General features: G+C 38.4%; 9 protein-coding genes. 4 read left to right on the forward strand and 5 right to left on the reverse strand.

Annotation, left to right across the window (positions count from 1 at the left end; all coding sequences use genetic code 11):
• A partial coding sequence (locus VI621_RS13535) for a beta strand repeat-containing protein (protein ID WP_324218939.1) occupies window positions 1-5,371 on the reverse strand: 5,371 nt, incomplete at its 3' end.
• A 40-nt stretch (window positions 5,372-5,411) separates the two neighbouring features.
• Window positions 5,412-5,693, reverse strand: coding sequence for a hypothetical protein (locus VI621_RS13540; RefSeq protein ID WP_324218940.1), 282 nt, complete (start codon window positions 5,691-5,693; stop codon window positions 5,412-5,414).
• Between the two features lie 551 nt (window positions 5,694-6,244).
• Between VI621_RS13540 and VI621_RS13545 the strand changes: the two genes are divergently transcribed.
• The 4 genes from VI621_RS13545 (at window position 6,245) to VI621_RS13560 (ending at window position 10,366) form a co-directional block, all read left to right on the forward strand.
• Window positions 6,245-7,144: a NifU family protein gene (locus tag VI621_RS13545; RefSeq protein WP_324218941.1), complete on the forward strand. Its 900-nt coding sequence runs from the start codon at window positions 6,245-6,247 to the stop codon at window positions 7,142-7,144.
• An 82-nt stretch (window positions 7,145-7,226) separates the two neighbouring features.
• A complete protein-coding gene (locus tag VI621_RS13550; RefSeq protein WP_324218942.1) occupies window positions 7,227-7,427 on the forward strand; it encodes a dodecin family protein in 201 nt (66 codons plus the stop codon).
• Between the two features lie 151 nt (window positions 7,428-7,578).
• Window positions 7,579-9,594: a thioredoxin domain-containing protein gene (locus VI621_RS13555; protein ID WP_324218943.1), complete on the forward strand. Its 2,016-nt coding sequence runs from the start codon at window positions 7,579-7,581 to the stop codon at window positions 9,592-9,594.
• A 43-nt stretch (window positions 9,595-9,637) separates the two neighbouring features.
• On the forward strand, window positions 9,638-10,366 hold the full coding sequence (locus VI621_RS13560) for a hypothetical protein (RefSeq protein WP_324218944.1): 729 nt from the start codon (window positions 9,638-9,640) through the stop codon (window positions 10,364-10,366).
• A gap of 49 nt (window positions 10,367-10,415) precedes the next feature.
• Here the strand turns inward: VI621_RS13560 and tsaB are convergent, their stop codons facing one another.
• From tsaB to VI621_RS13575, 3 genes are read right to left on the reverse strand one after another with little or no spacing between them, the layout of a single operon-like run.
• Window positions 10,416-11,084 (reverse strand): tRNA (adenosine(37)-N6)-threonylcarbamoyltransferase complex dimerization subunit type 1 TsaB, encoded by a 669-nt coding sequence (gene tsaB, locus VI621_RS13565; protein WP_324218945.1) that lies wholly within the window; start codon window positions 11,082-11,084, stop codon window positions 10,416-10,418.
• A gap of 40 nt (window positions 11,085-11,124) precedes the next feature.
• Window positions 11,125-12,444: an efflux RND transporter periplasmic adaptor subunit gene (locus VI621_RS13570; RefSeq protein ID WP_324218946.1), complete on the reverse strand. Its 1,320-nt coding sequence runs from the start codon at window positions 12,442-12,444 to the stop codon at window positions 11,125-11,127.
• A gap of 8 nt (window positions 12,445-12,452) precedes the next feature.
• Window positions 12,453-13,826 carry a TolC family protein gene (locus tag VI621_RS13575; protein ID WP_324218947.1) on the reverse strand — a complete coding sequence of 458 codons (1,374 nt, stop codon included), beginning with the start codon at window positions 13,824-13,826 and terminating at the stop codon, window positions 12,453-12,455.
• Between the last annotated feature and the right edge of the window lie 40 nt (window positions 13,827-13,866).

Raw genomic sequence — 13,866 nt, forward strand, 5'->3', positions numbered from 1 at the left:
TGATGGTTACTCCTGCCGGTACGGAACCGCCGCCGATTTCATTGCTGGCGCTCTCTAAATTGAAGGCGCTGAATCCATCGCTGTTCGGATCGCAAACTTCTAAGGGCGTTGGCGTATTGGCCGTTGGTAATGGATTAACAGTGATAGTCATTGTCGTAGTTGTAGCACACTGACCTACACTAGGAGTAAAAGTATACGTAGTTGTAGCTGTATTGTTTAATGCGGGCGACCAAGTACCAGTATAACCATTATTTGATGTTGTAGGTAAAGCCAAAAGAGTAGCTCCTGTACATATAGGTGAAACTGCATCAAAAGTTGGAGTAATCCCTGGGTTTATATTAACAGTAGCTAAACTTGTATCATCTAAACAAGGTGCTGTTCCGGTCAACGTATAAGCAAATATACTTGAGGTCGTTCCTGCTGCCGGAGTAAATGTTCCTGCTGTTGCGTTAAATGTCCCACCAGAACCGGTAGTTCTAGTCCAAACTCCGTTCGCTTGTTCTCCAGCAATCAAGTTGAACAAATCAATTACCACTACACTCATATCACAAACAGTAGTGTTACCATCTGTACCTGCGCTAGGTTGTGCATTTATAGTAATTGTAGCTACGCTTGTGTCATTAATACATGGTGCAGTTCCAATTAGGGTATAAGTAAAAGTGCTAGATATCGCGCCCGCTACCGGAGTATACGTTCCTGCTGAAGCATTAAACGTCCCGCCAGATCCTGATGTTTGTGTCCAAGTTCCACCCGCCTGCTCACCTGTAATCAAGCTAAACAAATCTATCGTTGTCAAACTGGAATCACAAACTGTTGTGTTTCCATCGACTCCAGCATCAGGCTGTGGATTTATCGTAATTGTAGCCACACTTGAATCATCGATACAAGGTGACGTACCTATTAAAGTATAAACAAAAGTACTTGATGTTGCACCTGATGATGGAGTAAAGGTTCCTGCTACTGCATTAAATATTCCACCTAATCCTGAAGTTTGTGTCCAAGTCCCACCAGATTGCTCGCCTGTAATCAGACTAAACAGATCTATTGTTACCAAACTAGAATCACAAATTATTATGTTTCCATCGGCTCCTGCTTCAGGCTGTGCATTTATAGTGATTGTAGCCACACTTGTATCATCGATACATGGTGCCATTCCAGTTAATGTATAAGCAAAAGTACTTGATGTTGCATCTGATGATGGAGTATAAGTTCCTGCACCTGCATTAAATGTTCCACCCGATCCTGAAGTTTGTGTCCAAGTTCCACCTGTCTGCTCGCCTGTAATCAAGTCAAACAAATTGATTACTGCTAAGCTAGAATCACAAACTGTGGTGTTTCCATCCAATCCTGCATCAGGCTGTGGATTTATAGTGATTGTAGCCACACTTGAATCATCGATACATGGTACTGTCCCTGCTAAAGTATAAGCAAAAGTACTTGATGTTGCACCTGCTGACGGAGTATAAGTTCCTGCACCTGCATTAAATGTTCCACCCGATCCTGAAGTTCGTGTCCAGATTCCGCCTGCCTGCTCGCCTGAAATCAATCCGAACAAATTTATTGCTGTTAGACTCGAATCACAAACTGTTGTTCCTCCATCTGTTCCTGCATTGGGTTGCGGGTTTATTGTAATAGTAGCCACGCTTGTGTCATCAATACATGGGGCTATTCCTGCTAATGTATAAGTAAAAGTACTTGTAGTCGCTCCGACTGCCGGAGTAAATGTTCCCGCTCCGGCATTAAATGTTCCGCCAGATCCTGAAGATTGTGTCCAAGTTCCTCCCGATTGCCCACCTGTAATAAGGGTAAACAAATTTATTGTTGCTACATTGGAATCACAAATAGTGGTACCACCATCCGTTCCTGCGTTAGGTTGTTCAATTATGGTTATTGTGGCCACACTTGAATCATCAATACAAGGAGCCGTTCCTGTTACCGTATAGACAAATGTAGCAGATGACGCACCTGACGGAGGGGTAAAGATTGCTGACATTGGATTAAAATTCCCAATTGGTCCTGAAGTTTGTGTCCAGGTTCCACCCGAATCTTCACCAGTAATCAAGTCAGCCACATGTATTGCCGGTCCGGAACTATCACAAAAAGTAACAGCCCCATCAGTTCCTGCATTGGGTTGTGCATTAATAGTTATTGTAACCACACTAGTATCATTTGCACAAGGTAACGTTCCTGCTACCATATAAGAGAATGTACTTGAGGTAGCTCCTGTTGATGGAGTAAAAGTTCCGGCTCCAGCATTAAAAGTTCCTCCTGATCCTGAAGTTCGTGTCCAAGTTCCTCCAGACTGCTCGCCTGTAATCAGGTTAAACAAATCTATCGTAGTTAAACTAGAATCACAAACTGCTGTGTCTCCATCAACTCCTGCATTAGGTTGTGCATTTATTGTAATTGTAGCCACACTGGTGTCATTAATACATGGGGCTGTTCCTGTCAAAGCGTAAGTAAAAGTACTTGAGGTTGCTCCTGATGCCGGGGTAAACGTTCCTGTTCCGGCATTAAATATTCCACCTGATCCTGAAGTTTGTGTCCAGGTTCCTCCCCCTTGCTCTCCGACAATCAATCCAAATAAATTAATTGTGGCTGAACTGGAATCACAAACTGTTGTTCCTCCATCAGTCCCTGCATTAGGCTGTGCATTTATTGTAATTGTAGCTACACTAACATCATTGATACATGGTGCTATCCCTGTTAAAGTGTAAGCAAAAGTGCTTGAGATCGCACCTGCAGCCGGAGTATAGGCTCCTGTTCCCGCATTAAATGTTCCTCCTGATCCTGAAGTTCGTGTCCAAGTCCCTCCCGTTTGCTCGCCAGTAATCAATCCAAATAAATTGATTGCGGCTAAACTTGAATCACAAATAGTAGTATCTCCATCTGCTCCAGCATTAGGTTGTGGATTTATCGTAATTGAAGCTATACTAATATCATCAATACATGGGGCTGTCCCTGTTAATGTATAAATAAAAGTACTTGATGTTGCGCCTGCTGCCGGAGTATAGGTTCCTGCTCCAGCATTAAACGTTCCACCGGATCCTGAAGCTTGTGTCCAAGTTCCACCCGTTTGCTCTCCTGTTATCAAGCTAAACAAATTTATTGTGGCAACATTAGAATCACAAACTGTCGTTCCTCCATCTGTACCTGCATTAGGCTGTGGATTTATCGTAATTGTAGCAATGCTACTATCATTGATACATGGAGCTATTCCTGTTAAAGTGTAAGTAAAAGTACTAGAGGTCGCACCTACGGCTGGAGTATATGTTCCTGCTCCAGCATTAAAAGTTCCGCCTAATCCTGTAGTTCGTGTCCAAGTTCCTCCAGCCTGCTCGCCTGTAATTAGGTTAAACAAATCTATCGTTGTCAAACTAGAATCACAAACAGTCGTTCCTCCATCTGTACCTGCAATAGGTTGTGGATTTACAGTAATTGAAGCTATACTAGTATCATTGATACATGGTGCCGTTCCCGATAAAGCGTAAGTAAAAGTACTTGAAGTCGCGCCTACAGCCGGGGTAAACGTTCCTGCTCCAGCATTAAAAGTACCGCCTGATCCTGAAGTTTGTGTCCAAGTTCCGCCGACCTGCTCACCCGTTATCAATCCAAATAAATTGATTGTGGTTACACTGGAATCACAAATAGTCGTGTTTCCATCTGTTCCTGCATTAGGTTGTGCATTGATGGTAATTGTAGCTACACTGGCATCATCAATACAGGGTGCTGTTCCTGTTAAAGTGTAAGTAAAAGAGCTTGTCGTTGCACCTGCAGCCGGAGTAAACGTTCCTGCTCCAGCATTAAACGTGCCGCCAGATCCTGAAGTTCGTGTCCAAGTTCCACCTGCTTGTTCACCTGTTATTAATCCAAATAAATTGATTGCCGTTAAACTGGAATCACAAACTATTGTTCCTCCATCAGTTCCTGCATTAGGCTGTGGATTTATGGTAATGGTGGCTACACTGGCATCATTGACACATGGTGCTGTTCCTGTTAAAGTGTAAGTAAAAGTACTAGACGTTGCACCTGCAGCCGGAGTAAACGTTCCTGCTCCAGCATTAAACGTGCCGCCAGATCCAGAAGTTTGTGTCCAAGTCCCGCCTGCCTGTTCTCCAGTAATCAATCCAAATAAATTGATTACTGCTAGATTGGAATCACAAATTGTTGTAGCGCCATCTGCTCCAGCGTTTGGTTGTGGATTTACCGTAACCGGCTGTATAATTGAATTTTGGCAACCTCCAGGTACAGTTGTAACCAAAAGCGTTACATTATAAGTACCCGCGACAGCATAAGTATGCGTTGGATCTTCTAAATTAGACGTAAAGCCATCACCAAAGTTCCAGCTATATGTATTACTTCCGCTTGTCGTATTGGTAAATTGCGTTGCCGTTCCTGCGCAAACTGTAGTAGCAGTAAAAGTAGGATTCGGACTAGCGAAGGTCGCTGTGGTACCTGCAAAATTTAATGTAAATCCTGATGAAGATGAAGCTGTAAACCTATCAATCAAAATAGAATAAGTTTGACCAGCTGTAACGGTTATTGTTGCTTCACATTGAGCACCCGCGCAACCAAGTCCGGTTGTACCAATTGTACCACTCCAATTACATGCCACTTCAGTACCCAAACACCCTGCAGTTGTATTAAAAACTGCAAAATCATAATCTATAGCGGTATTAGGTGTTATTGTAAATGCCAAAGTTCCTGTAGTTGCAGCCGTAAAAGAATACCACCATGAAGCTCTTTCCGCACCAAGAAAACAACTCCCCGGTTCATCGGTAACTCCTGGTCCACCAGTACCGTCACCAATGACAATATTACTCGTATTACATAAAAACTGTGCGGTAGCACAATCTTGCGTCGGCGCTGGAGGCGCCAAAGGCATTGCTTGCTGAGCACAAATTCCAAAAGTTCCTGTAGTATTGCCATTTCCATCAACAGCAACGTAATAAGTGTTACCAATTGTTAATCCATGTACTATAACATTAGTATGTAAAAGCCCTCCTGCAGTATTAACATCTTCCTGACAAGCTATTTGAGTTAGTCCACCACATAGACCACTAAAAACCGCAATTTGAGTATTTGCAAGAGTTCCGGAAAAATTTGTAGATAATTCAATAGAAACTGAAGTTGCAACAAAGGAAAACCAAACTGTATGACTCATACTATTCGGAGACCAACATGCCGGAGTAGCAGGATTCCCCGCAGTTGTCGCTCCAACATTGGTGTATAATATAGACGAACAGGTTCCAACTCCAACAGTTATAGGCTCTGCTGTAGCGCAAGTATTGTTTGCCGGTTGTGCATATACATTTGTTCCAAAACAAATTAATGTTAAAAAAACAATTAATAAATTATAATTAAGTTTCATATTTTGTGGTATTTCTTTTTTTATGCATATTTCCAATTCCTTATCTTCTTTCTGAAGATGCAGCTTTTACAGGCTTAGAAAGCGCCCTTTCAATTGGTTTATCATTTTTAACATAAAAAATTTCCGGTCCGGCTTTTTGATTAACTGGGTATGGAACCCTATCCAACAGAGGATTAGCATTACTATCTTTTGATAATGAGATTGCTTTAACACTCAGAGAATCTTTATTTCCGTTGCTTGTACCGGTTGCTTTTGAATTATCCACTTGCGAAAAAGAGCAAAATGATATAAAAAAGAATAATAATATAAATGTAGTTTTCATAATGTGCTTTTTAATTCGTGTTGATTAACAGAGTATATGGTAGTTAAAAAATCAATGTGTTTCAATAATTAATATTTTCTTTTGTTTAATTAATTTGAAGTAGAACTTTACAAATTAATCAAGCAAGTAAATTTTTTCTGAATAGCTTTTGTGAAAATTAATAGACAACAGCCTTTTTGAAAGAATCATAAAATTCATTCAGACTATCGATTAAAAAAGGAAAAATTAACGTAATAGTAGGTAAATTGTACTGAGATTTCATGAGATTTATTAAAAATTTTATTAAAAAAATATAGATTTGGCAATAGCAAATATCCAAAACTTATTCATTAAAACAAATTTTTACAAAAAAATAATTAACAAAATTTTATCATTTTGTTTTAAACCTTTGTAAAACCTGAGAAGCACGCAATGTAAGCCTGAAAAAAACTACAGAAATCCTTTATAAACCGCTAATCAGCCTACTTAAATCGAGTTAGTTAAACGAGAATTATTTACCTTTGCTCCACAAAAATCAGAAGCAATAATATTGTTTCTCAAAAAATATAAAAATGTCTAAAATCACCATAAAAACAACACAGAATCCTGTAATTCTAAAATTTGAATTTCCCGATTTTATCACACAAAACGAAAGCTTCGAATTTAAAAATATCGACGAAGCCAAAAACTCTCCGCTTGCCCAGCAATTGTTCTATTTACCATTCGTAAAAACAGTCTATATTTCCGGGAATTTTATCGCCATTGAAAGATATAATATTGTAGAATGGGAAGATGTTCAGGATGCCGTTGCAGAACAAATTGAAACCTTTGTCGACAATGGCGGAATCATCATTACGGTCGATGAAAACAAATCCAAAAAACAACCGATAACCGTTTACGGAGAAACCACGCCAAATCCAGCCGCATTAAAATTCGTGGTAAGCCGAATACTGACCAAAAACGCCATCGAATTCAAAAACATCGATGACACGGCCGCTTCGCCTTTAGCCAAAGAACTATTCAGTTTCCCATATGTAAAAGAAGTCTTCATCGACGAAAATTACATCTCGGTAACCAAATATGAAATCAACGACTGGAATGAAATCACACTCGAATTACGTTCTTTCATCAAGCAATTCATCGAAAACGGAGGAACAGTGCTAGACGAAAGCGTAATCACAGCCGACACCAAACAGGAAAAACAACAAATCAAAAACTTCGATTCGCTTGATACCATTTCACAGCAAATCATCAATATTCTGGAGGAATACGTGAAACCGGCAGTCGCAGCCGACGGCGGAAATATCCTTTTCGATTCCTATGATCCAAAAGAAAAAAGAGTAAAAGTAATTCTTCAGGGTGCCTGCAACGGATGCCCCTCTTCTACTTTCACTTTAAAAAGCGGCATCGAAAATATGCTGAAAGACATGCTGAAAGACGAAGACATAAAAGTCGAAGCCTTAAACGCTTAGCCAATTATTTTTTTAAAAACAACGGCTTTTTATTACAAAAATTCACTAACTTTAGGTTTCTAATTTTTAAAACAACGAAACCATGTCAGTATTAAAAGTAATCGAAGTCCTTTCGAACTCAGAAATTAGTTGGGAAGATGCTACAAGAAAAGCCGTAGCCAAAGCATCAAAAACATTAAACAACATCAAATCAGCCTATGTAAAAGACCATAGTGCAGAAGTTGTAGACGGGAAAGTTACTGAGTTTAGAGTGACTCTAAAACTGACTTTCGAATTAGATTAATACATGAAATTCCAATACATTTAAGCGTTTCCATTCGAGACGCTTTTTTTTATTTTTAGAAGCTAATCCAGCTATACGTTGCAATCTTATCCTTTTTTAAAGAAAAAAAGCATAAGGATTTCCACTGCTATCTGGGCTAAACCCATCCTAAATGAACGAGCTAAAATCAGAAACCAGTCCCTATCTTTTACAACACGCTGACAATCCCGTGCATTGGCAAGCGTGGAACAATAATTCTCTGGCTTTGGCCAAAGAAAACAACAAACTCATCATCGTCAGCATCGGCTATTCCGCCTGTCATTGGTGTCACGTCATGGAACACGAAAGTTTCGAGGACAACGAAGTGGCGCAAACCATGAACCGGAATTTCATCAACATCAAAGTCGATCGCGAAGAACGTCCCGATGTCGATGCCGTTTATATGAAAGCCGTTCAAATCATGACCGGTCGTGGCGGCTGGCCATTAAACGTAGTCACACTTCCCGACGGAAGACCCGTTTGGGGCGGCACCTATTTCCGAAAAGACGAATGGATCAACACGCTCGAACAATTGCAGGAACTCTACCAATCCAATCCTGAAAAAATGATTGATTATGCCGAAAAACTGCATCAGGGAATCGAAAGTATCGGTCTGGTCGAAAATAAAAATTCCGATAAACAATTAGACCAAAACCTAATCGGACCCTTAATCGAAAAATGGACCAAAAGTTTCGATTTGGAATACGGAGGAATGGCTCGTGCACCCAAATTCATGATGCCCAATAATTATCAGTTTTTGATGCGCTACGGACATCAGAAACAGAACCAGGAAGTCTTGGATTTCGTCAATCTGACGTTAACCAAAATGGCGTACGGCGGACTATTCGACACCATTGATGGCGGATTTTCACGTTATTCCGTCGATATGAAATGGCATGTTCCTCATTTCGAAAAAATGCTTTATGACAACGGGCAGTTGGTTTCTTTATATGCTGATGCCTACAAACTCACAAAAAACCCATTATATAAAGAAGTCATCCAGAAAACTTTAGCATTCGTTTCAAGAGAATTGACCAATGAAGCCGGAGGTTTTTTCTGTGCCTTGGATGCAGACAGTTTAAACGAAAAAAACCATCTGGAAGAAGGCGCATTCTATGTTTGGAAAAAGGAAGCATTGCAAACTTTACTAAAAGAAGATTTCGAATTATTTAGTCAGATTTTCAATATCAATGATTTTGGTTTTTGGGAAGACAATAATTTTGTTCTCATCCAAAATCAGTCTTTAGAAATTATTGCCAGTCAAAACAATATGGAAGTTTCCGAATTGCAAGCCAAAAAGAAATCCTGGGAAAAACTTCTTTTTACCGAAAGGGAAAAACGAAGCAAACCAAGACTGGACGATAAATCCTTGACGTCATGGAACGCCATTATGCTCAAAGGCTATGTTGATGCTTACAAAGCTTTAGCCAATGAAAGTTATTTGAAAACCGCGCTACAAAACGCCAATTTCATTATTAAAAATCTTTGGACTCCGGAAGGTAATTTATTCCACAATTACAAAAATGAAAAAAGCACCATTAATGGATATCTCGAAGATTACTGCTTTGTGATCGACGCTTTCGTCTCATTATATGAGGTGACCTTTGATGAAAAATGGCTGAAAAATGCCAAACAATTAACCGATTATTGTTTTGAACATTTTTATGACGAAAAAACACAATTTTTTGCATTTACTTCCAATCTCGACGATGCTTTAATCACCAAACATTTTGAGACCGAAGACAATGTGATTCCGGCTTCGAATTCCGTGATGGCTAATAATTTATTCAAATTGAGTATTTATTTTCATAATTCCTATTACGAAAAAGTGTGTCATCAGATGGTGCAAAATATCATTCCAAACATCGATTATCCATCGGCTTTTTCGAATTGGCTGAATGTGTTTTTAAACTATTCCGAACAAAATAAAGAACTCGCTATTTGCTGCGGGGAAAAAGCTTTGGAATATGCCACGAAAATAAACAATCTTTATCTTCCAAATGTGATTTTGGCTGGCGCAGAAAAGCCTTCCAGTCTTCCGTTTTTAGAAGACCGATTTACAGAAAAGGAAACCCTTTTTTATGTTTGCCAGAACAAAGCCTGTTTAATGCCAAGTTCTAATTTCGAAGAAGTTATGTCGATGATTTGAAAAAATATCGTACATTTATTTTCTAATCAAAAAACATAAAATTATGGGAATTGGAAGTTTTTTTAAGAATTTATTTGGCTCAGCCAAAGAATCTACTAGTAAATTAGCTGATAAAGCAGAGAATTTAACAAGTGACACTATCGAAAAAGGAAAAGAATCCGCAGCGCCTATTTTAGAGAAAGTAGAAGCAAAATCGGAGGAATATGCTGCTCAAGCAACTGAAACCATAGATAATTACACTGAAATTCCTAAAGAAAAATCAGCGCCAATTATGGATAAAGCAGAAGATTTTGCAGAAAAAGCAAAAGAAAAAGCAAGCGAATTCTCAGCTCAGGCTTCTGAAAAATTTGAAGATTTCATGGAGACGGCTAAAGAAAAAGCTGCTCCAATTATAGACAAAGTAGAAGATTTTGCTGAAAAGGCAAAAGAGAAAGCAAGCGAATTCTCCGCTCAGGCTTCTGAAAAATTAGAAGATTTTATGGAAACCGCTAAAGAAAAGTCGGCACCATATATTGACAAAGTGGAAGATTTCACAGAAAAAGCAAAAGAAAAAGCAAGCGAATTCTCCGCACAAGCTTCTGAAAAATTAAGTGATGTTGTTGAAAGTATCAAAGAAAAAACAGCCGCCACTAAAGACAATGCAGAAGAATTGGCAGATCAGACAGCAGAAACGGTAAAAGAAAAAACAAATGCTTTTACTGAGGACGTTTCGGAAGAAATCAAAGAATTAAAAAAAGAGGACAACAATCGACTTGAAGAAGAAGCTGATTAATTTTTTTAGAATTATAAAACAAAAGGCCTTCTCAATGAGAAGGCCTTTTTTATTTTGAGGAAGTCGTTATCATAAAATCTTTCAGGTAATAAGGTTCGAAATAAGCAACATCGACAAAATCATTATTTAAGAATTTGTCAAAACTCAAAGAACCCATTTCTTTTGCAGAGGGATAAATGATTTCATCTAAAAACACAAAATTATCCTTGGTTAATACCGTTTTACATTTCTCGCTGCAATCCCCAACAAAATTGACTATTCCTTTAATGTCCGCAAAAGAGTTTTCGGTAATTATTTCCGCCTGAACTTCACGAATTTTTTCAAATCCGGAATTAAAAATGGCACTATAAACCTCCATCCTTCTGGCATCTATCATCGGAATAATAATCCCTTCCGAAACAGTTACCTGTGACGCTAAAATTTGCAAAGTATCAATAGCAATCAATGGAATATCTAACGCAAAACATAGTCCTTTTGCAGCCGAAACGCCAATCCGCAATCCGGTATAGGAGCCTGGGCCCTGACTGACAGCAATCGCTGATAAATCTTTAAATGTCAAATGCGATTCCTGCAATGCTTCTTCTATAAAAACATGTAGTTTTTCTGCATGGGAATAGCCCTGCTCCGCCATTTCTTTACACAGAATTGTCTTTCCTTCTTTTGCGACAGCAATTGAACAATTCTTAGTAGCGGTTTCAATATTGAGTATATAAGGCATGGGGATTGTGGATTTCCGGATAGTATTATCTGAAATTTATCTAACTTTTCTTTTCTTTCTCTTTTTCTTTTAGTTTGTCAGCTTCTGTTTTAATCGTTACCCTATCACCAGAATTCAGTTCTTTAGTAACGGTTGTGTAAGGCCCAACAATGACAACATCGCCTTTTTTAAGACCCGAAGTGACTTCAATATTTGTATCGTCCTGAATTCCGGTTTTGATAATTCTAATTTTCGCTTTATCACCCACTTTCACAAAAACACATTCGTATTTTTTATCACTTTTAGGAGTTACTTTATTTTCTTTAGCTTCGGGATCTTCAACTACAATTTTTGTAGTGGCAGTTGTATCCGATTTTACAACAATCGAACTAATTGGCACGCCTAATATATTCTCTTTTCTGGTAGTGATGATATCTACCGTCGCAGTCATCCCTGGTCTAAATGGCGAATAACTTACCGGTTTTCCTTCTACTAAATCCTCATAAGATTCTTTTAGGATTCTAATTTTTACCTTAAAATTAGTCACCTGATCTGCCGTTAAAGCAGAACTAGCCGAATTGGAAATACTGGTTACAATGCCTTTGAATTCTTTTTTCAAATAGGCATCCACTTCCACTTTTGCAGAATCACCCACATTTATTTTTACGATGTCATTTTCATTCACATCCACTTCCACTTCCATATTATTCAGGTTGGCCACACGCAGGATTTCTGTTCCGGTCATTTGTTGTGTTCCCAAAACTCTTTCTCCTAATTCGACATTCAGCATTGAAATGGTTCCGTCTGCCGGTGCATAAATGGTTGTTCTGCCTAAGTTGTCTTTGGCTTCATTTACGGTTGCTGCAGCACTTTGTACATTGTAATAAGCGGATTGTTTAGAGGCTTTAGCCACTTCAAAAGAAGCGATGGCTTTGTCCCAATCAGATCTGGAGATAATCCCTTTTTCGAATAAGGTTTTGTTTCTATCGTAATTCGATTTGGCTTCTTTGAAAGAGGCGTCAGCTTGACTTAAACCTGCTTTCGTTCCTGATAAATTAGAAACCGAACGATTGAATCCTGACGTATATAAATCGGGATTTATCTTAACCAATAAATCACCTTTTTTTACTACTTGGCCTTCTTTTACAGGCAAAGAGATTATTTCACCTGATACTTCCGATGAAATTTTAACTTCCACTTCCGGTTGGATTTTTCCAGTTGCCGAAACGGTTTCTACAATAGTGATTTCATCCACTTTGGCAATTTCAACTTCTGTTCCCTCCTTTTTATTTCCAATAACACCCGTTTTTGAAAGCACTAATAAAGCAATGATTAAAGCTATTGCTGAACCTAATAAAATATAAATCGTTTTTTTTGACATGGTATTTGTTATTGAATAATTGGGATTCCGAAATAAAACTCTAGTACTTTTATTCTAAAAATATAATCGTATTTAGTGCGCAGCACTTCTGATTGGGCATTAACTAATAATGTTTGAGATTGATTGAAATCGAAAGCATTCATCATTCCCACAGCATATTTTTCTTTTGCATAAGTATAAGCTTCCTGTCTCGCTTCTAGCGCAATAATTGCAGATTCATGTGCTTTCATTGCTCCTTTTGCATCGGTAAAGGCTGTATAAACATTTCTTTCTAAATCCAATTCCTGTTGGCTTAAGGCAATTTTGGAACGCTCTAAAGCTACTTTCGAACGTTCTACATTATTTCTGGCAGAAAACCCATTTAAGATCGGTACGCTTAATTGCACTCCGAAAGAATGTCCTTTGTTTTCGTCAAATTGTTCAAAAACGGGTAATGCTGGTGCAAGAATTGGATCTCCATTACCATCAATACCTACAATTCTATCAGAATAACCAGCTCTCGTACTGAAACTATAAAATCCTTGCAAACTCGGCTGATAACCCCCTTTTGCAATCTTCATATCCTTTTCGGCGATTTCCATATTGGTTTTTGCAATCTTCAACTCTACTCTTTCTTCTTTTGCTTTTTCGAAAATAGAGGACGGTGTTTGTATAAGGATGGAGCTTTCTTTAGTATCAGTTTCATTATCAGCAATATCGAATTCCTGAAAATCTTCCAATTGTAACAATTGCGCAAGGCTTAATTTAGAAATTAATAATGCATTTTCAGCATTTACAATCGCTTGGTTATTTGCGGCAACAGTCGCTTTAATATCTAATAAATCACCGCGAGGCACAACTCCGGCATTTACTAATTCCTGAGAACGCAATAACTGTTTGTCATTATTGGCCAATTGTTCTTTTTGAACTTTTACATTCTCTTTATTGAAAAGGATTTGCAAAAAAGCATTAGCCACATTCAATGAAACATCATCTTTCATTTTTGCAAGTTGATATTGTGCCGAAACAATGGAAAGATTGGCTCTTCGCAAACGATTTTGGTTTTGCAGGCCGTTATATATTGCAATGTTGGAATTCAGACCTGCTGAAGTAAATTGCGTGGTCTGATTCTCTAAAAGCCCAGTCGTGATATTTTGGTTCAAACCAATATTCCAGGAATGATTTGCGCTTGCATTTATGGTTGGCAAGAAATTCCCAATCGCACCTTTCCTGTCAATAGAGGCGATTTGATTGTCTAAATCCGATTGTTTGATAGAAATGTTATTTTTAATTGCATAATCTACGCATTCTGCTAAAGTCCATTTCTTGGATTGTGCTTGAGAAAGCAACCCGAAAAAAAGGACAAAAACCAATGTGATTCTACTAATTGCAGTTTCTTTCATATGATATTTATAATACAGGGTATAATTTACTAAATGCAAA

The sequence above is a fragment of the Flavobacterium sp. genome, from assembly GCF_035292545.1.
Lineage (GTDB): Bacteria > Bacteroidota > Bacteroidia > Flavobacteriales > Flavobacteriaceae > Flavobacterium.